This window comes from Prauserella isguenensis (assembly GCF_014191605.1).
Classification (GTDB): Bacteria; Actinomycetota; Actinomycetes; order Mycobacteriales; family Pseudonocardiaceae; genus Prauserella; species Prauserella isguenensis.
The window spans coordinates 819,207-838,039 of sequence record NZ_JACHWU010000002.1; the positions used below are offsets into that span (position 1 = coordinate 819,207).

The 18,833-nt window shown below is 71.7% G+C and carries 21 protein-coding genes; 4 read left to right on the forward strand and 17 right to left on the reverse strand.

The window, feature by feature from the left end:
- Positions 1-43: 43 nt before the first annotated feature.
- The gene (locus tag FHS23_RS12305) at positions 44-244 is read left to right on the forward strand and encodes a hypothetical protein (protein WP_183653412.1); all 201 of its coding nucleotides are present in this window, start codon (positions 44-46) and stop codon (positions 242-244) included.
- 44 nt (positions 245-288) lie between these two features.
- On the opposite strand, the gene FHS23_RS12310 is transcribed toward FHS23_RS12305, so the two are convergent.
- From FHS23_RS12310 to dnaG, 3 genes are all read right to left on the reverse strand, one after another.
- Complete coding sequence (locus FHS23_RS12310) at positions 289-1,053, reverse strand: trans-aconitate 2-methyltransferase (protein ID WP_183653415.1); 765 nt, start codon at positions 1,051-1,053, stop codon at positions 289-291.
- A 124-nt stretch (positions 1,054-1,177) separates the two neighbouring features.
- Positions 1,178-1,705 carry a hypothetical protein gene (locus tag FHS23_RS12315; protein WP_183653418.1) on the reverse strand — a complete coding sequence of 176 codons (528 nt, stop codon included), beginning with the start codon at positions 1,703-1,705 and terminating at the stop codon, positions 1,178-1,180.
- On the reverse strand, positions 1,702-3,600 hold the full coding sequence (gene dnaG, locus FHS23_RS12320) for a DNA primase (protein ID WP_183653421.1): 1,899 nt from the start codon (positions 3,598-3,600) through the stop codon (positions 1,702-1,704). Before dnaG ends, FHS23_RS12315 begins: the two co-directional genes overlap by 4 nt.
- 52 nt (positions 3,601-3,652) lie before the next feature.
- Between dnaG and sigJ the strand changes: the two genes are divergently transcribed.
- Positions 3,653-4,588, forward strand: coding sequence for an RNA polymerase sigma factor SigJ (gene sigJ, locus FHS23_RS12325; RefSeq protein ID WP_183653424.1), 936 nt, complete (start codon positions 3,653-3,655; stop codon positions 4,586-4,588).
- On the opposite strand, the gene FHS23_RS12330 is transcribed toward sigJ, so the two are convergent.
- The 6 genes from FHS23_RS12330 to FHS23_RS12355 form a co-directional block, all read right to left on the reverse strand.
- Positions 4,560-5,156 (reverse strand): carboxymuconolactone decarboxylase family protein, encoded by a 597-nt coding sequence (locus FHS23_RS12330; protein WP_183653427.1) that lies wholly within the window; start codon positions 5,154-5,156, stop codon positions 4,560-4,562. The genes sigJ and FHS23_RS12330 overlap by 29 nt on opposite strands.
- Positions 5,157-5,246: 90 nt before the next feature.
- Entirely contained in the window at positions 5,247-7,025 is a 1,779-nt protein-coding gene (locus FHS23_RS12335; RefSeq protein ID WP_343053857.1) for a glycosyl transferase, read from the reverse strand.
- Complete coding sequence (locus FHS23_RS12340; protein WP_183653430.1) at positions 7,022-8,149, reverse strand: serpin family protein; 1,128 nt, start codon at positions 8,147-8,149, stop codon at positions 7,022-7,024. The genes FHS23_RS12335 and FHS23_RS12340 overlap by 4 nt, the downstream gene beginning before the upstream one ends.
- A gap of 28 nt (positions 8,150-8,177) precedes the next feature.
- Positions 8,178-9,620 (reverse strand): dGTP triphosphohydrolase, encoded by a 1,443-nt coding sequence (locus FHS23_RS12345; RefSeq protein WP_183653433.1) that lies wholly within the window; start codon positions 9,618-9,620, stop codon positions 8,178-8,180.
- Between the two features lie 88 nt (positions 9,621-9,708).
- Positions 9,709-10,272, reverse strand: a complete 564-nt coding sequence (locus tag FHS23_RS12350; RefSeq protein WP_183653942.1) for a YdcF family protein — start codon at positions 10,270-10,272, stop codon at positions 9,709-9,711.
- Between the two features lie 59 nt (positions 10,273-10,331).
- The gene (locus FHS23_RS12355; protein WP_183653437.1) at positions 10,332-11,720 is read right to left on the reverse strand and encodes a glycine--tRNA ligase; all 1,389 of its coding nucleotides are present in this window, start codon (positions 11,718-11,720) and stop codon (positions 10,332-10,334) included.
- Positions 11,721-11,983: 263 nt separating this feature from the next.
- Here FHS23_RS12355 and FHS23_RS12360 point away from each other — a divergent pair, with 263 nt between their 5' ends.
- Together FHS23_RS12360 and FHS23_RS12365 are read left to right on the forward strand one after the other, a co-directional pair.
- On the forward strand, positions 11,984-12,415 hold the full coding sequence (locus FHS23_RS12360) for an ArsR/SmtB family transcription factor (protein ID WP_183653440.1): 432 nt from the start codon (positions 11,984-11,986) through the stop codon (positions 12,413-12,415).
- On the forward strand, positions 12,412-12,897 hold the full coding sequence (locus FHS23_RS12365) for a Fur family transcriptional regulator (RefSeq protein WP_183653443.1): 486 nt from the start codon (positions 12,412-12,414) through the stop codon (positions 12,895-12,897). Before FHS23_RS12360 ends, FHS23_RS12365 begins: the two co-directional genes overlap by 4 nt.
- 3 nt (positions 12,898-12,900) lie before the next feature.
- Here the strand turns inward: FHS23_RS12365 and FHS23_RS12370 are convergent, their stop codons facing one another.
- The 8 genes from FHS23_RS12370 to FHS23_RS12405 all read right to left on the reverse strand — a co-directional run bounded on the left by FHS23_RS12370 (position 12,901) and on the right by FHS23_RS12405 (position 18,810).
- Positions 12,901-13,647, reverse strand: coding sequence for a TIGR03943 family putative permease subunit (locus FHS23_RS12370; protein WP_183653447.1), 747 nt, complete (start codon positions 13,645-13,647; stop codon positions 12,901-12,903).
- Positions 13,644-14,663, reverse strand: a complete 1,020-nt coding sequence (locus FHS23_RS12375; protein ID WP_183653449.1) for a permease — start codon at positions 14,661-14,663, stop codon at positions 13,644-13,646. The genes FHS23_RS12370 and FHS23_RS12375 overlap by 4 nt, the downstream gene beginning before the upstream one ends.
- A gap of 39 nt (positions 14,664-14,702) precedes the next feature.
- Positions 14,703-15,113 (reverse strand): YbjN domain-containing protein, encoded by a 411-nt coding sequence (locus FHS23_RS12380; protein ID WP_183653452.1) that lies wholly within the window; start codon positions 15,111-15,113, stop codon positions 14,703-14,705.
- On the reverse strand, positions 15,110-15,964 hold the full coding sequence (locus FHS23_RS12385) for an isoprenyl transferase (protein WP_183653455.1): 855 nt from the start codon (positions 15,962-15,964) through the stop codon (positions 15,110-15,112). The genes FHS23_RS12380 and FHS23_RS12385 overlap by 4 nt, the downstream gene beginning before the upstream one ends.
- A gap of 14 nt (positions 15,965-15,978) precedes the next feature.
- The gene (gene recO, locus FHS23_RS12390; RefSeq protein WP_343053860.1) at positions 15,979-16,944 is read right to left on the reverse strand and encodes a DNA repair protein RecO; all 966 of its coding nucleotides are present in this window, start codon (positions 16,942-16,944) and stop codon (positions 15,979-15,981) included.
- A 444-nt stretch (positions 16,945-17,388) separates the two neighbouring features.
- Entirely contained in the window at positions 17,389-17,886 is a 498-nt protein-coding gene (locus FHS23_RS12395; protein WP_183653458.1) for a CD225/dispanin family protein, read from the reverse strand.
- Positions 17,887-17,974: 88 nt separating this feature from the next.
- On the reverse strand, positions 17,975-18,424 hold the full coding sequence (locus tag FHS23_RS12400; RefSeq protein WP_343053861.1) for a DUF2752 domain-containing protein: 450 nt from the start codon (positions 18,422-18,424) through the stop codon (positions 17,975-17,977).
- Positions 18,421-18,810, reverse strand: coding sequence for a CD225/dispanin family protein (locus FHS23_RS12405; RefSeq protein WP_183653464.1), 390 nt, complete (start codon positions 18,808-18,810; stop codon positions 18,421-18,423). Before FHS23_RS12405 ends, FHS23_RS12400 begins: the two co-directional genes overlap by 4 nt.
- Positions 18,811-18,833 lie beyond the last annotated feature (23 nt).

Genomic DNA, 18,833 nt, shown 5'->3' on the forward strand with positions numbered 1-18,833 from the left:
AATGGCCTCTTCAGTGAAACAGCCACGAGGAGGCTCACCCGCCATGAACAAGTTCCTGCTGGGCGCCGCCGTCGGCTATGTTCTGGGCGCTCGCGCCGGGCACGCCCGGTACGAGCAGATCGTGCGGACCTACCGCAAGGTCGCCGATCATCCCGCCGTGCAGGGCGCCGCGGGCGTCGCGCGTGCCAAGCTCGGCGAGAAGATGGGCGAGCGCGTGCCGTTCGGACGGTCGGCGCAGCGCTGAGCCGATGCCGGTCCGCCGTCGGCGCCGACGGCGGACCGATCCGGTCACGGCGTTCGCGCGACGACGAACACGCGCCGGAACGGGAACCACGTCGTCCCGTCCGCGCGCTGTGGGTAGGCCTCCGCGAGCAGCTCGGCGAGCTCACCGCGGAACGTCTCCCAGTCCGCGTCGGCGAGCGCCGCCCGGATCGGCCGCAAGGCCGTGCCCGAGATCCATTCCAGGACCGCGTCGTCACCCTCGAGTCGCTGGACGTACGTCGTCTCCCAGGCGTCGACCGTGCAGCCGGCGTCGGCGAGCAGGTCGGCGTAGTCCTCGGGGGCGCCGACCGCGTCCGCGCCGCGCAACGAAACGTCTGCCAACCTCGTGCGCCAGCGCTCGCTCGCGGCGAGCCTGCGCGTCAACACGTGGGAGGGCGCATCGAAGTTGCCGGGCACCTGCATCGCCAGCCACGCCCCCGACGGCAGTAGGCCGGCCCAGCGCCGCAACAGGTCCGCGTGGCCGGTGATCCACTGCAACGTCGCGTTGCTGACCAGCACGTCGGTGTCGGGCTCCGGCGTCCAGTCGACGACATCGGCGACCGTCGCGGCGATCCCCTGGGCCCGCGCCGCCTCCACCATCTCCGGCGAGCTGTCGAACGCCTCGACCCGCGCCGACGGCCACCTTCGCGCCAGCGTCACGGTGAGGTTGCCGGGCCCGCATCCCGCGTCGACCACCCGCCGAGGCCGCTCTGCCGGGATCCGCGCGACCAGTTCGTGGAACGGTCTTCCGCGCAGGTCGCCGTAGGTCAAGTACGCCGCAGGGTCCCACATACGGTACGACCGTACTGCTACAAGGGTGCGCTCACAACAGGCCCCCATCTCGACGGCCCGTCCTCTCGACGGCCCTGTCTGGACGGCCCTGTCTCGACGGCTCGTCTTCCCGACGACGCCGGACTCAGGAACCGCCGGACAGCTGTTCGGCGGCCTCCCGGGCCATGGCGCGCACCGCCTCGACGTCCGTGCCGGGGTCGGGTCGCGCCTGCAACATCACGCCGTCGGCTCCGGGCACCTTGCGCAGCACGAACCACGCTCCCCCGCCGTCGGCGAGGTCGGTGCGGTGGCGAGCACGGATCGATCCTTCGACCCGCCTCCGCACGAGCTCGGGGAGCCGCCCGGCACGCGGGACCGCCACTCGCACCGGCGGCAGGTCGCGCAGCAGCACCGCACCGCCCGCCTCCTCGGTCTCGACGGCCTCGACCACCGTGAGCGTGTCCGCGTCCCACGCGGCCTTGCTGACGAGGTGCCAGTCCACCCGTCGCGGACCGGTCTCGCCGGGCAGCCACAGCCCGAGTCGGGTCACGACGACGTGACCGTGGTCGGCCTCCGCGGCCGCGACGACGTCCTCGTCCGGATCCAGCGCCCCGCGCACGTCGTCCGGCACCGCCGGGCCGGAGATCCGGCGCCACCACCGCGACAGCGTCATTCGAATCCGCCCGCGGCCTGGCCCTTGAGCGCCTTCCGGTACTCCTCGAGTGCCACGAGGTCCCCGAACAGGTCTCGATACTCGTCCGGGGAGTCCACAGGCGACAGTCGCTGGAGTTTCGACTTCAGCTCGCCGACCTGCCGTCCGACGAGGTTCTCCTGCACGGCCGAGAACATCGACTGCACGTACCGCGCGTCGGCCTCCCCGACCGACTGGGGCGGTTCGACGGCCAGCTCCGACAGCAGCGACGTCACGCCCGGGTTCTCCGCGTGCTGCGCCGCCGCCTCGAGCAGCGCAGAGCCGGACAGGCCCGCGCTCGTCCCGCCCGCGGCCAGCACCGCACGGTGCACCGCCACGTAGGCGGGGTGGGTGAAGGCGTCCTCGGGCAACGTGTCGTACTGCGGGCCCGCGAGGGCGGGCTCCTGCAACGCGGCCTTCAGCACCTCACGCTGGGCCGTCCGCTCCGGGTCACGCGGGTCGGGCCGGGCGAACGCGGGAGCCTGCCCGTTCTCGGAGCCGGTCTCGCGCGACGGCGGCTTGCGCCCGGCCGCCTTCACCGGGGCGCCCGCGCTCTCGCGCACCCGCCGCACGACCATCGCCTCGTCCTGCCAGCCGGTCCACCAGGCGAGCTTCGTCGCGTAGCCGTCCCGTTTGGCCCGGTCCTTGATCTGCGCGACCAACGGGACGGTGCGCTGCAGCGCGGCGACCTGCCCGTCGACCGAGTCGAGGTCGTACTCGGCCAGCAGGCTGCGGATGGCGAACTCGAACAGCGGGATCCGCCGCGAGACCAGGTCGCGCACGGCCGTGTCGCCCTTGTTCAGCCGCAGCTCGCACGGATCCATGCCCTCGGGCGCGATCGCGATGTAGGTCTGGCCCGCGAACGTCTGGTCGCCCTCGAACGCCTTCAGCGCCGCCTTCTGCCCCGCCTCGTCACCGTCGAACGTGAAGATGACCTCGCCGCGGAACGCGTCGTCGTCCATCATCAGCTGGCGCAGCACCCGCATGTGCTCCTCGCCGAACGCGGTGCCCGACGACGCGACGGCGGTGGGCACGCCCGCCTCGTGCATCGCCATCACGTCGGTGTAGCCCTCGACGACGACCACCTGGTGCCGTTTCGCGATCTCCCGTTTGGCCAGGTCGAGGCCGAACAGCACCTGCGACTTCTTGTAGATCGGGCTCTCGCTCGTGTTCAGGTACTTGGCCTGGATCGGGTCGTCGTCGAACAGCCGGCGCGCGCCGAACCCGACGACGTCGCCCCCGCGGTCCTTGATCGGCCACACCAACCGCCGGTGGAACCGGTCGATCGGCCCGCTTCGGCCCTCCTTGGAGATCTGCGCCTTGTACAGTTCCGCCAGCTCGAAGCCCTGGTTCAGCAGATGCTTGGTGAGCTTGTCCCAGCCACCGGGGGCGAACCCGCAACCGAACCGGGCGGCCGCCGGCTGGTCGAAGCCGCGCTCCTTGAGGAACGTCCGCGCCGTCTCCGCCTCCGGCGTGGCGAGCTGCTCGGCGTAGAACGCCTGCGCCGCCTTGTGGACCTCGACGAGCCGCAACCGCGTCCCGCGGTTCTCCCTGCGCACGTCGCGGCCGCCGCCCTCGTAGGTCAGCTGCAGCCCGATGCGGTCGGCCAGCCGCTCGACCGCCTCGACGAACGGCAGGTGCTCGATCTGCATGATGAACTTGATGGCGTCGCCGCCCTCACCGCAGCCGAAGCAGTGGAAGGTGCCGTGCGTCGGGCGCACGTTCATCGACGGTGTCTTCTCCTCGTGGAAGGGGCACAGGCCCTTCAGGGCACCGCCGCCCGCACGCCGGAGCGCCACGTACTCGCCGACGACATCGTCGATCCGATTGCGTTCGCGTACCTGCGCGATGTCGCTGTCCCGGATCCGTCCCGCCACGCCCCCACTTTAGGCCAGGACCGCAGCGCCTCCGATCGGGCATACTCTGCGCATGTCCGACACTCCGGCGGAGGCGCCCGACGAGGCCGCCCGGTTCACCGAAGCACGCACCCACCTCATCGGCGTGGGATACCGGCTGACCGGCTCACTCGCCGACGCCGAGGACGCCGTGCAGGACGCGTGGCTGCGGCTGACCTCCCTCGACGAGGAACGGCGCGCGGAGATCCGCGACCTGACGGCGTGGCTGACGACCGTCGTCGCCCGGCTGTGCCTCGACCGCCTCCGGTCCGCGGTCTCCCGCCGCGAACGCTACGTGGGCCCGTGGCTTCCCGAACCGGTCGTCACCGCCACCGACGGCAGGCCCGATCCGCTCGACGCCGTCGTGGCCGACGACGGCGCCCGAATGGCCGCGATGGTCGTGCTCGACACACTGCCGCCCGAGCAACGGGTGGCGTTCGTGCTGCACGACGCGTTCGGCGTACCGTTCGCCGAGATCGCCGGGATCCTCGGCTGCGGCTCCGACGCCGCCCGGCAGTACGCCTCCCGGGGCAGGCGCGCGGCGCGCGAGGCGGATGCACCTGCCCGCGCGGGCGACGAACAACGACGGGTCGTCGAGGAGTTGCTGGCCGCCATGGCGACCGGCGACGTCGGGGCGGTCGCCCGGGTGCTGCACCCCGACGTGGTGCTCATCGGGGACTCCGACGGCAAGGCCCGCACCGCGCGGCGCGTCATGTCCGGTGCCGACCGGATCGCCCGGTTCTTCGCGGGCCTGCTCACCGTCTACCGGCCGGGGGCCTTCGCGGCCGCCCGGCCGGTGCTGGTCAACGGCGACCTCGGCATGCACCTGCCGCCCTCCCCGGGCGGCGACGGTTACCGCGACCTCGACGCCCACGTGCAGACCGTCGCCGTCTCCGGCGGCCGGGTCGTGGCGATCTACGACCAGGCCAACCCGGACAAGCTCACGCGCCTGCCGTTCCCTCCGGCCTGACCTCGCCGAGTTCTACCCGGCAGGCGTCGCCGGAGGTGAACCCCTGGTCGACGATCCCGAGCGCGGCGTTCGACCGACCGCGCATGTTCTCCAGGCCGATCTGCAGCGACAGTTCGACCACGCCCGCCCGGCCGAACTCGCGTTCCAGCTCGGCGACCTGCTCGTCGGTCACCGCGATCGGGGTGTCGGTCATCGCGTCGGCGTAGGCCAGGGCCAGCCGTTCGGGCCGCGTGTACAGCGGCGACTCGGCGTAGTCGTCGATGGCTTTCAGCCGGTCGATGTCGAGCCCGTCGTGCTGCTGCAGCATCGTGCCGAAGTCGATGCACCACGAGCAGCCCAGCCGCACGGCGACCCGGTAGACGGCGAGTTCGCGCACACTGGTCGGCAACACGGTGGAAGCGCGTTCGGCGAGCACCTCGAACACGCCGTAGGCACGCATCAGTTTCGGGTGATGGGCGGTGACGGCGAACGGTTCCGGCACGGCGCCGTACCGGCGTGCGACGACGCGGTACAGCACGCGGGTGACCGGACCCGCCTGGTCGGCGGTGACGACGGGAATGCGCGGCATGACGAATCCTCCTCGGAGTGCGATCGGTTCTCACCCGGAGGACGAGACCGCGCGCGGCGGTGTGACAGGACCCGCTTCCCGCTCCGCGGGTCAGGCGGACGTCAGTGACCGCACGTCCCAGATCCACATGTCGCCGCGGAGCCGTCCGGGGGTGCCGATCAGCCCCTCGACCGTGGTGCGCAGCGCCTCCACGTCGGGGTGGCCGGTGTTGAGCACGACGAGGTCGGTCCGCCACTGCCGCAGGTCGGCCACGGCCTGGCTGCGCTCGGCCCGCCCGACACCGACGGGGCGGCCCGTCTCGTCCACTTCGTCGAGGATCGACGACAGCAGCGTGCGCTGCGCCCCGTAGATGCCGGAACGGTCGTCGCCGGGGCCGACGAAGTAGCCCTCCGCGAGGGGGAAGCCCAGTCCTTGGCTGACCTGCCAATGCAGCGGGTCGGCGTAGCCGGTGTCGGGCAGCGGCACGACAGCCACGGATCGGCCCTCCCGCACGTGGTCGGCCCACTGGCCGGATGCGAGGAACTCGGGCACCGGATCGCGCTCACCCGTGGGCAGCTCGGTGGGCATGATCGGCACAAGGGCGACCAGCAGCGCGCCGAACCAGCCCACCCGCGCGAGGTAGGCCCATTCCCGCAGCCACGGCAGGCGCAGCACACGGTCGGTGGCCAGCGCGAGCAGGATCCCGCCCAGTGGTGCGCACGCCATCGCCAGCCGGGATTCCAGCACGGACGACACGAGCGGGGCGTCGACGAGAAGCATCCACGGGCCGGGAACCGACGTCGCCACACCGTTCACGACGAGCAGGACGCCCATCGACAGCCACGCCATCACCAGCATCGACACGGCGACGGCGCGCGCGGCCGCGACCCGCCACAGCGCGACCGTCACCGCCAGCAGCACCAGCACGAGTGGCCAGCCGAAGAACGCGTTCTCCTCGGTGCGGTTGAGCGACAGGTCCGCGGCGGAGGAGTCGCTGCCGGCCAGCGACGCCGTCGCGTACCCGGTGAACGCGGCGAGGTCGTTGCCCTGGAAGCCGTGCTCGATGCCCGTGTAGCTCTGCGGGCCCGCGAACTGCCACCACAGCGGTACCGCGACGAGCACGCCCGCGACGAGCGCTCCGACGCCGATGCCGGTGCCGAGCGGGCGCACCATGGGGCCGATCTCCGCCGGCCGCGACAGGGCGTACACGAGGGCGAACACCGTCAGCGCCAGCGCCGCGATCAGCAGCGGCTCCTCCCCCAGCAGCACCTGGTACGCCGCCAGCAGGCCGAGGATCACGCCGTTCACCACCGGCCGTTCACCCCGGGCCAGCAGGAGCAGGCGGTGCACCAGCAGCGGCACCAGCAGCAGTACGACGAAGTTGGGATGCGCGTTGGCGTGCGAGATGATCGGCGGGGCGAACCCCGCGAGTGCCGCACCGATCGCTGCGGCGCCACGGGAGGCGACGACATGCCGCGACAACAGCCAGTACCAGGCCACAGCCGTCCCCGCGAGCCCGCCGGTGAGCGTCAGCGCCCACGTCACGGTCGGTCCGAACAGGACGGTCACGGGAGTCAGCGGGATGCCCACTCCGAGCATCACCGTGTTGGCCATGAGATTGACGCCGAGCGGATGGTTCTGCAGGTCGGTGTGCAGCGGATTCGACAGCGTGAGCACGTTCTTCGCGGTGACGGCGAAGAACCACTCCCACATGTTCTGGTCCTGGCCGCTGTCGAGCAGGTAGCCGGAGTCGAGGTTCTGCCACAGGCCGCGGTAGATCAACAGCGCCGCGGCGAGACAGCCCAGCACGACGAGGACGTCGGCGATCCGGCCGCGGGCACGCGTGTCGAGCCGCACCCCGGCAGGGGCGGCGGAGGACGCGCGTGTCACGGCGTGACCACCCGCGCGGCGAAGTAGACGGCGCCCGTCGCGGCGTGACGCACCAGCAGCAGGAAGGGCCGGTTGACGTCGACCACGACGGGGTCACCGGTGGGCATCGCCACGAGGCGCATCGTGGCGGCCGTCGCCGCGGCACCCTCCAGGCCGTGCTCGTCGAGCCGCAGCACCGCCTGGTGCAGCACGTCGGACACGTGCAACCGCGCATCGCCGGAGAGGCCGCCGAAATCGGCCTGCGGGGTGAACATCCGCCGCACCCCCAGGCCGCGCAGCGCATCGCCCAATGGCACCGGCACGTCGAGCGACACCCGCGGCATCGTCAGCCGCACCTGCTCCGGGGCCAGCGACGCGAGCAGCTCCGCCAGCGCCGCGGCGTCCAGGGTCGCCTCCGCGTCGGCGAGCCTGCGGTCCGGCAGCAGGACGACCGCTTCGACCCCGCCGACCGCCGGCACCGCGACCGCCCGCCAGCCCGACGCCTCGCCGTAGCGCAGCCGCGCCGTCTGCCGCATCATCGGCACCGGCAGCGGGCCGTCCGGACCGTGGAAGTCGCCGTCGGCCGTCGCCTCCGCCGGGAACGGGTGGCGCCAGGCGCTGCGCAGATAGAGCGCGTTGACCAGGGCGGCGACCGTGTCCGGTCCGACCGCGCCCGGCGGCAGCAACTCGGGGATCAGGTTCCGGGTCGTGGCCGCCACGTCGGCGTTGATCTCGGTCCGGGCCGCCTCGGGGTCGTCAACGAACGGCGCCGCGGCGACACGTCCCGACGCCCGGCGTTCGAGGTCGGCGGCGTAGCCGTCGTCGACGGCCAGCCCGTCCCACGCCCACAACGTGTTCGACACCGCGAGAACCGGTTCGTCCTGCCCGGCGCGGGTGTCCAGTGCCGCGGAGGCCTCCAGCAGCCGGCGCTGTTCGGCGAGCGTCGACTCCGGCCCGGCCAGCACTGCAGCGATCTCGTCGGCGGTCTCACCGCGCGCGCCGTCGGCCACAAGGCCGAGCGCACCCGCCGCCGAGTATGGGGACACGCAGGCGTCGTCGGTTCCGGCGCCGGACGCGGTCGCACGATGCACGGCGAGCACGAACGTCAGATGTGCAGTTTCCGCCGGGTCCGTCGTGACCTGCATTCCGTGACCGTATCGTCATCCGGGGCGGTTACGCGTGCCGGCCCGTGTGCCAGGCGTGCCACGCGTGCGCCTGGGCGTCGGTCAGGGTCGCCACCTGGTCGATCACCGCACGCAGTCGCTCCGCGTCCCCCGCGGCGTCCGACCAGGCCTGCCGGAACACGGGTTCGAGCGCCTCCGGGGACCGCGCGAGCAGCACCTCGATCAGCTCGGCGAGCAGCTGTCGCTGACCCTCCTGCAGCGCCAGCCTGCGCCGGTCGCTCATGACGTAGCGCAGCGCCATCGCCTTCAGCAGCGCCACTTCCGCTGCTACCCGGGCGGGCACCCGCAGGTCGGCCTCGTAGCGGCGCACCGGGCCGTCGCCGTACTCGGCTTGCGTGGCGGTCACGGCCGCGGACGCGAACCGCCCGACGAGCTCGCTGGTGAGCCGTTTCAGCGCGACCTGCGCCCCGAGGGTCGAGTCGTAGCCGCGCGCGGCGAGCTCGGCCACGACCGGCAGGGTGAGCAGCTCGGCCGCCGCGTCCTCGACGGCCGACACGGGCTCGGCCGTGAAGTGCTTCGCCGCGAGTGCCGCGACGGCGACGCGTTCGTCCGGGTCGGCGAGCACCCCGAACGAGACGCGGCCCGCCCTCACCGCGTCCTCGACGTCGTGCACCGAGTAGGCGACGTCGTCGGCCCAGTCCATGATCTGCGCCTCCAGGCATCGCCGGTCGCCGTGTCCGGCGGTCCCGCCGTCGGTCCGGGTGCTGTTCGGGTGAGCGACTCCGGGGTGAGCGCCGCCGGGGTGAGCACTGTCGGGGTGAGCGCCGCCGGGGTGAGCACTGCCGCGGTGGGCACTGTCGGGGTGGGCACCGTCCACATCGGAGTCGCCGCCCCTGAGCCAGGTGAACACCGCCAGGTCGTCGGCGTAGACGCCGAACTTGGCCGTGCCGGGGCGCCGCGGCCACGGGTACTTGGTCGCCGCGTCGAGGCTGGCGCGCGTGAGGTTGAGCCCGCCGGTGATCTCGGCGGGCTCCGGGTCGCCGAACGGCCCCGTTCCCAGGATCTTCGGTTCGAGCCGGGTGAGGATGCGCAGCGTCTGGGCGTTGCCTTCGAACCCGCCGCACGGCTGCGCGGCGTCGTCGAGGGCGTGCTCGCCGTTGTGACCGAACGGCGGGTGGCCGATGTCGTGGGCCAGCCCCGCGGTGTCGACGATGTCGGGATCCGCGCCCAGATCCTCGGCGATGCCCCTGCCGATCTGCGCGACTTCGAGCGAGTGGGTCAGCCGCGTCCGCGGCACACCGCTGACCTCGGCTCCCTCCCCCGGCCCGACGACCTGGGTCTTGCCCGCCAGCCGCCGCAGCGCCGCCGAGTGCAGCACGCGGGCCCGGTCACGAGCGAACGGGGAGCGCGTGTCCGGCCGCGCGCCGCTCAGCGCACCGCCCTTGGCCGGTTCGGGATGCAACCGCGCGCGATCCTGCTCCGTGTACGACACCCGCGTCAGTCTACGAACCCGGCGGGCCCCGTCACGGGGGCTGTGACCCGACAGGCGGTCGCGCACCGGCTCGGGGCGGGGTCGCCGGTCAGGGCGACATGCTCTCCGCTGCGAACAGGTTGTGGTACAGCAGCGCGGCCGTCTCCCGCGCGATGTACCAGGCCTGCGTCTCCCGTGTCTGCACGATCGGCCCCGAGTGCGTCGGCGAGGTCCACGCCTCCAGGCCCGCGTCCTCGGCCATCGTGCGCGCCCGCAGCGAGTGCCACGGGTCGCTGACGACCACCGTCGTCGTCCACCCCCGGTCCCGCATCTCCTGCGACACCGCCCGCATCGAGTGCAGGGTGTCCGCGCCCTTCGGCACGACGAGGGTGTGCGACTCGGGGACGCCGTTCTCGGTCAGCCACTTGGCACCCGATTCGGCCTCGCTGTAGGTATCGCCGTCGGCACGGCCGCCCGTCGTGACGATGCGCGGCGCGACCCCCTGGTCGTAGAGCTCCTTGGCCTGCCCGAGCCGGTGCGCGAACACCTCCGACGGCCTGCCGTTGTACTGCGCGGCACCGAGCACCACGATCGCGTCGACGTTCGGCCGTTCGTCGGCCCGAGCCACGTACCAGACCCGCAGTGCCGTACCGCCGACCAGCACGAGCGCCATGATCACGGCACCGGCGACGGCGCGGCGGATCCACCGCGTCACCCCCACGGCAACGCCCCTCAGCAGCCGATGAGGCGGGCGGCCAGATAGGACTCCAGCTTGTCGATGGCGATGCGCTCCTGGTTCATCGTGTCGCGCTCGCGCACCGTCACGGCGTGGTCGTCGAGGGTGTCGAAGTCGACCGTGATGCAGAACGGCGTCCCGATCTCCTCCTGACGCCGGTAGCGCTTGCCGATGGACTGCGCGTCGTCGAAGTCGACGTTCCAGTGCTTACGCAGCGTCGCGGCGATGTCCTTGGCCTTGGGCGTCAGGTCCGAGTTACGCGACAGCGGCAGCACCGCGACCTTGTACGGCGCCAGTCGCGGGTCGATCTTCAGCACGGTGCGCTTGTCGACACCGCCCTTGGCGTTCGGCACCTCGTCCTCGGTGTAGGCGTCGAGCAGGAACGCCATCATCGGACGGCCGACACCCGCCGCGGGCTCGATCACGAACGGGCGGTACCGCTCGCCGCCCGCCTGGTCGAAGTACGACAGGTCGACCCCCGAGTGGTTCGAGTGCGTCGTGAGGTCGAAGTCAGTGCGGTTGGCGACGCCTTCGAGCTCGCCCCACTCCTGGCCCGCGGAGAACCGGAACCGGTACTCGACGTCGACGGTCCGCTTCGAGTAGTGGGAGAGCTTCTCCTGCGGGTGTTCGTACAGCCGCAGGTTCTCCTCACGGATGCCCAGGTCGACGTACCAGGCCTTCCGCTGCTCGATCCAGTACTCGTGCCACGACTCGTCCTCGCCCGGCTCGACGAAGAACTCCATCTCCATCTGCTCGAACTCGCGTGTGCGGAAGATGAAGTTGCCCGGCGTGATCTCGTTGCGGAACGACTTGCCGATCTGGCCGATGCCGAACGGCGGCTTCTTCCTGGCCGTGGTCTGCACGTTGAGGAAGTTCACGAAGATGCCCTGCGCGGTCTCCGGACGCAGGTAGTGCAGCCCTTCCTCGGACTCGACCGGGCCCAGGTGCGTCTTGAGCATCATGTTGAACTCGCGCGGCTCGGTGTACCGGCCGCGGTTGCCGCAGTTGGGGCACGGCACGTCGGAGAGATCGTTCTCGTCGATCTCGCCGCCGGTGCGCTCGGCGTAGTCCTCGGCGAGTTGGTCGGAACGGAACCGGCGGTGACACTCCAGGCATTCGACCAGCGGGTCGTGGAACGCGTTCACGTGCCCCGAGGCCTCCCAGATCTGGCGCGGGAGGATGACCGACGAGTCGATCCCGACGACGTCCTCACGGCCCTGCACCACGGTCTTCCACCACTGGCGCTTGATGTTGTCCTTCAGCTCCACGCCGAGCGGTCCGTAGTCCCACGCCGACCGGGTACCGCCGTAGATCTCCCCCGAAGGGAAGACGAAGCCACGACGTTTGCAGAGGTTGACGACGGTCTCGATGTTGTTCGCGGGCACTCCACGCTCCGTGGGAACTATCGCAGTGGTGGTTCGAAATGATGTGAGGCACCAGCCTAGCCTCACGCCGCGGGCGTCCCGCGAGGGGCGTCCGCGGCGCACCTCGACCGCCGCGCCGGGCGACCCGCAGGTGTCCGCGTGGGCCGGTACGCCCCGGCGGCGCACTAGGATGGAACGGCGGACGACAACCGGATCCGACCGCACGAGGAGATCATCAACGGCCGTGTGCCCGCACACGGCGGACGCAGGCTGGAGCATGCGACATGCCGACGGCGAGCTCGGACGCGGCGCACGCGGGCCCACCCGGCCCCGAGGAGGCGGGCGGGGACGGCCACGTCGACACCGGCCACGACCCGGCGGTGCACGACCACCCCGACGGCGCGGTGCCTCCCGCGCCGCCTCCCTCGCAGACCGCGCTGACCGACGCGGGTGAGCTGCTGCGGGCACTGGCCGCGCCGGTGCGCATCGCCATCGTGCTGCAGCTGCGCGACGGCGACCGGTGCGTGCACGACCTGGTCGATGCGCTGGACGTGGCCCAGCCGCTGATCAGTCAGCACCTGCGGGTACTCAAGGCCGCCGGCGTTGTACACGGTCAGCGACGCGGCCGTGAGGTCGCCTACCGGCTGGTCGACGATCACCTTGCCCATATCGTGGTTGACGCCGTCGCACACGTGCAGGAGGAGGCGAAACGATGAGCACTTCGACGAGCAGCTCGTCGGCCGACAGCACCTCGGCGGGCTCCACGGGGACCAGGGCGCCCGGCACGCCCAAGGCTCCCCTGCCGGGCCGGAGGGCGACCCGGCAGCGGGCCGCGGTCGTGGAGTTGCTGGCCGAGGTGGACGATTTCCGGTCGGCGCAGGAGCTGCACGACGAACTGCGCAACCGCGGCGAGGGCATCGGGCTCACGACCGTCTACCGCACGCTGCAGTCGCTGAGCGAGGCCGACGAGATCGACGTGCTGCGCACCGACTCCGGCGAAGCCCTGTACCGGCGCTGCTCGGAGCACCACCACCATCATCTGGTGTGCCGCAGCTGCGGTTACACCGTCGAGGTCGAGGGGCCGGCCGTCGAACGCTGGGCCGAGTCGATCGCCTCCGGCAACGGGTTCTCCGACATCAGCCACATGATCGAGATCATGGGCACCTGCTCCACCTGCGCCGCACAGCAGGCGAGCTGACACTCACGTCTCGTACGGCTCGTCGGGCCGGGGGATCTCCCGCAGGGTGCGCACGGCGAGGTCCGGTACGTAATCGCGTGCGCGCGTGTCGTCGGCGGGCACCAGCCTGCCGGTGACCTCGACCCAGGTGTCCGACGGCACCAGGTCGGCCCGCCCGCCGGTGAGTCCGGTGCGGACGGCGAACGCGTCGGCCGCGCAGCAACTGATGGTCAGCCTGGCCAACTGCGGACCACCGGTGGTCTGCACGACGAATCCGGTGAGCCGCACGATGCGCCCGTCGAGCGACTGCCGCTCGTCCCAGCCGGCGCGGTCGACGAAGTCGCTCATCGACAGCGACACGACGTCGCCGGGCGGGAGCGGGCCGAACTCGGTGTTGCCGGGTTCGGTGTTCTTCCTGGTCCGCAGCACCGAGTCGGCCCCGAGCGCCGGGGGCGCGACGAGCAGCACGGCGAGCACGGGCACGACGATCAGCCACGCCGAGCGCGCGGTGTGTCCGTGGTCGCCCTCCCCCGCGCACGCGTCGGCCGGGCCGGAGCGGTCGCGCCCGGTGTCGCCGGCCGCGGCACGCGCGCCCGCCCGGACGTCCCGCACGATCGCCACGCCCGCGAGCACGAGCACGACGAGGCCCGCACCGAACAGCCACGGCAGGTGGGAGGCCTTGACATAGCGCAGGTAGTCGCCGGTCACGGCGATCTTCAGCAGCGCCCCGCCGAGCAGGAGCAGGAGGATGTTCTGGGTCTCGCGCTTCATCGGACACCTCCCAGGAAGAGCAGCCCCGCCGCCACGCCGCATCCGATCGCCACGACGAACGTGACCGGCGCGAACCGCAGCGCGAACGCTCGCCCGAAGGTGCCCGCCTGCAGGGCGAACAGTTTCGCGTCGATGGCCGGTCCCACGACGAGGAACACCAGCCGCGGCAGCAGCGGCAACGCCGACAGCGACGCGGCGACGAACGCGTCGGCCTCGCTGCACAGCGACAGCACCACGGCCAGCACCGCCATGACCAGGATGCCGAGCACGATCTGCTCCCCGAGCGAGGAGAACCAGTCGCCGGGGATCACCACACCGAAGACCGCGGCGACCAGGGCACCCAGTACGAGGAAGCCGGCCGCGTCGACGAGGTCGGCCCTGGCGGTCTCGGCGAACACGCGCCACCGGTCGCGGCCCTCGGTGTCGGGCAGCCGCCGCAACGCCCGTTCGGCGATCCACTCGAGTTTGCCCCATCGCAGCCACAGCCAGCCCATGATCAGCGCCGTGGCGAGCGACCCTGCGAACCGGGCGGCGACCATGGCGGGCTCACCGGGGAACGCCACGGCCGTCGACACGAGCACGATCGGGTTCACGGCGGGGGCGGCCAGCAGGAACGCGAGCGCCGCGGCCGGAGCGACGCCCTGTCCGATCAACCGGCGTGCCACCGGCACCGAGGCGCATTCGCACCCGGCCAGCACCACGCCCGACATGCCGGCGACGCCGACGGCCGCCGAGTCGCGCCGTGGCAGCACGCGGCGCAACGCCCGCGCGGGCACGAAGGCGGCGATCGCACCGCTCAGCAGCACGCCGAGCACGAGGAACGGCAGGGCCTGGACGCAGATCGCCACGAACACCGTCGCCGCCGTCTGCAGCACCGGGGCGTCGAAGGCCTCGCGCAGCAGGTCCTGCCCGAGGATCGCCAGCACCAGCAACGCGCACAGCACCTGCATCGAGGTGATGCGCCACCGCCGGCCCGACCGACCGGCCCGGCCCGTGCCGTCGACAACGGTTTCCATTAGTGCGCCATCATGCCAGGCGCCGGCGCGGGTCCTTCCTCAGGCGTCGACGAGTTCCGAGCGCACCTGTGAGGCCGTCGAGACCACGAGCATCAGCAGCGTGCCGAGCGGTCCCGGGTCGAGCCCCTGCGCGGGGAACGCGTACCGCAGCGTGACGTCCATGCCGCTCTCGTTGTGCACGATGCCGAGCGTGCCGAACAGGCCCTGTCCGGCGCGCTCGGCGACGACCGCGGCCAGTTTCGGGTCGTCGGGCAGGTCCCACGCCACGACGCACGTCAGGCTCAGCACCAGCAGGCCGTCGGCCAACTGCATCGCCTGCACCACGCAGGGCACCTCGGAGTGCCGGAACGTGAGCGTGCCGTCGTCGTCGACCTGCACGTCGAGGTAGTTCTCGAGCGCTTCCTTGGCGGCGGCGAGCAGTTCGGCGGTGTCGGCGGCCTCGGAGGTCATGCGGTGTCCTTCCCGGGTTCGGCGGTGGTGTCGCTGGCGTCGGTGCCGTCGCTCTGGTCGACGGCGGCGCCGAACCGGCGGTCGCGCTTGGCGTACTCGAGACACGCGTCCCACAACTGGGTGCGGTCGAAGTCGGGGAACAGGGTGTCCTGGAAGACGAACTCGGCGTAGGCCGATTCCCACAGCAGGAAGTTCGACGTCCGTAGTTCGCCGGAGGGCCGCAGGAACAGGTCCACGTCCGGCATCTCCGGCTGGTACAGGTACTTGGCGACGGTGCGCTCGTCGACCTTCTCGGGGTTGATCCTGCCCTCGGCGGCCAGTCGCGCGATCCGCCGCGCCGCGTCGCCGATCTCGGCGCGGCCGCCGTAGTTGACGCACATGGTCATGTTCATGCGCGTGTTGTGCTTGGTCTTCTCCTCGGCCGCCTCGAGTTCCTTGATGACGCTCCGCCACAGCTTGGGCCTGCGGCCCGCCCAACGGATGCGCACGCCGATGGAGCCGAGATAGTCCACCTGACGGCGGATCGTGTCGCGGTTGAAGCCCATCAGGAAGCGCACCTCGTCGGGGCTGCGCTTCCAGTTCTCCGTCGAGAACGCGTACACCGACAGCCACTTGACGCCGAGTTCGACCGCGCCGCTGGCGACGTCGATCATCACCGACTCGCCGCGCTTGTGCCCTTCGATGCGCGGCATGCCGCGCTGATTGGCCCACCGGCCGTTGCCGTCCATCACCAGGGCGACGTGGTTCGGCACCAGCTCCTGCGGGATCCGGGGCGGCCGGGCGCCCGACGGGTGCGGGTCAGGGGCCCGCACCTCCTGGATGCGTTCCGCTTCGCGAGCCTTCCGCCGCACCTGTCACCTCCGCCTCACCGGGCGCACTGGCCCGTGCCGTGTCCGTCCACGCTCGTCGCAGCCGTCCCGGGCGTCGCTCCGCCGGTCGCGGATGGCTCGCCGCCGGCGTCCGTGTCCCCGGCGTCCTCGCCGCTGTCCACGCCGCTGTCCACGTCGCTGTCCACGTCGCTGTCCACGTCGCCGATGTCCGGTTCGCCGCCGTCGGGATGCGGGTCCGACCCTAACGCGGCGGTCAGCGGTGCCTCGCGGGCACGGCGTTCCACGAACGGCAGGGACCGCAGTCGCCGTTCCAGATGCCACTGCAGGTGGGCGGCGACCAGGCCGCTGACGTCGCGGCGCACGGTGTGGCTGCTGTCCTCGGCCAGGGGCCAGTCACCGTGCAGCAGCGCGGCCATCACGGCGAGCACCTCCGGGGCGGGATGCACCGAGCCAGGGATGCGGCAGCGCGGGCACAGCAGGCCGCCCGCCTGCACGTTGAACGCCGCGTGCGGACCGCGTTCGCCGCAGCGGGCGCACTCGGTGAGCGCGGGTTCCCAGCCGGCGAACGCCATGGCGCGCAGCAGGAACGCGTCGAGCACGAGCGACGGGTCACGCTGCCCACCCGCGAGCGCGCGCAACGCACCGACGACGAGGAGGTACAGCTTGAGCGCGGGCTCTTCCTCCTCGGCGGCCAGCCGGTCGGCGGTCTCCACGATGGCGGCGGCCGCCGTGTAGGCCTGGTAGTCGCCGACGATCGGTAGCGCGAAGGCGTCGACCGTCTGTACCTGGGTGACGACGTCGAGTGTGCGGCCCGTGTAGAACTGCACGTCGACGTGCCCGAACGGTTCGAGCCGGGCGCCGAACCGCGAGGTCGTCCGGCGCACGCCCTTCGCCACCGCGCGCACCTTGCCGTTGCGGCGCGTGAGCAGCGTGATGATGCGGTCGGCCTCGCCGAGCTTGTGCACGCGCAGCACCACGCCGGTGTCCCGATACAAGCTCACCGGTACATGATCCCACGCCGCGCCGACACGCCGTCACCAACGGCGCCGAGGCGTGGCCCCCGTCGCCGCGCGAGGCGCCGTGACCGCCGCTGCAGCCGGCACTCCGCACCCGGGTCAGCACGTCGGCTCGATGGAGATCACGTAGGTCTTCGCGTGTGCACCGTGCCGGCCACGGGCGTCAGGAACGCACGACGGTGGCCTGACCCGCCAGGAGCCCCGGTCGTGCACGTGGCCGGGCAACGACACGCGAAGGAGGCGCGTGCGGGGATGCGCGCGAGGGAATGCGCGCATCGGGAAACTGCCCTACTCCCCTCGATTCCACACCGGACTCGTCCACATCGGAGCCTGGCGTGACGGCGCCGTTCGGCGGGCGGACCCTACGGCCCGAATCGGAACACCGTCGACGCGGGCCGCTCGGACCCGGATCGACGGTGAGCCGTGTGATCAGTAGCCGTACGTGCCGACGTACGAGTCCACCGTGACGATGGAGATGATGACCATGATGATCGTGATGGCCCAGCCGATGGCACCGATGATCGTGGCGATCATGCACATCGTCTTGGTGCTGTTCGAGGCCTCCTGCGCGGCCGGGAGGTTGCCCATCCGCACGTTCGACTTGACCTCGTTCGACTTGATGATCGCGAAGATCGCGAGCGGCCAGAACAGGAAGATGCAGCCGATCGCCCAGCCGAAGTAGTCCTTGATCTCCTGGCCCATACCCGGCTGGCCCATGCCCGGCTGGCCGTAGGGCTGGCCGAACTGGCCGGGCTGCTGACCGAACTGGCCGTATGGCTGCTGACCGTATGGCTGCCCGTACGGCTGTTGCCCGTACGGCTGGGGTTGGCCCTGCGGCGGCTGGCCGAACTGGCCGGGCTGCTGAGCGGGCATACCGCCGGACGGCGGCTGGCCGTACCCCTGTTGATGTCCGTACGGATTGGTCATGGCGTGAGTCCTCCCCCGAACCGGGAACGTTGTCGCGCCGGGACTGTACCGCGCGGACCCGGCGTACGACGGCCGGACCCGAGAACCGCTAGACCGCCAGCGCGGAAAACGGACTTACCGGAATGTTCCGAACGACGAACCACGCGGCTACCACCGCGCCGGCGGCGACCGGCGCGAAGCGCAGGTCCTGCCAACTCCGCACCCGCCTGCCACGCCAGCGACCAGCGGTCCACGCGACCAGGCTCCACAGCAGCAGACCCGAGGCGACGAGCGCGACGGCGTTGTACCGCACCGCGGCACCGACATCCCCCTGCAGCAGGGTGTAGAGCATGCGCAGCGCGCCGCACCCCGGGCACACGACACCGAACAGGGCCTTCGTCGGGCACACCGGGATCGGACCGCCCGGCGTCGTCGGCTCGGCCCACAGCACCACGCACGACGCACCGACGACCAGGGCCGCGACGGCGGCGGGCGGACCCAACCGTCGCAGCAGGCCCGGCCGAGCCGGGGTCGCCGAGCCCGCGCGGGGCGGAATCACGTGGGTGTGACCTCGTCCAGGGACAGCCCGATGATCAGCAGGGCCACGACGACGAACAGGATGTAGAGGGCGAAGAAGATGCCCATGCTGATCGCCGACCACATCGCCCATTTCTTGGCCTGGTCGGCGGACTCCTGCGCCTCGGCGTACATGCCCTGGGCCCAGAGCGTCGTGACCTGGTTCGCCTTGACGATCGACACGATCCCGAGCGGCAGACAGCACAGGATGGTCGTGAGAATGCCCCACACCAGGTGGTTCTCGGGCGGGGGCGGCGGATACCCGTACCCGGGCGGCTGGCCGTACGCCGGCGGATACCCGTACTGCGGGTACTGCGGATGCGGCTGCTGCGGGTAGTCACCCGGATACGGCGGATACGGCCCCGACACTGTCCCCTCCTCGACACGGCGCC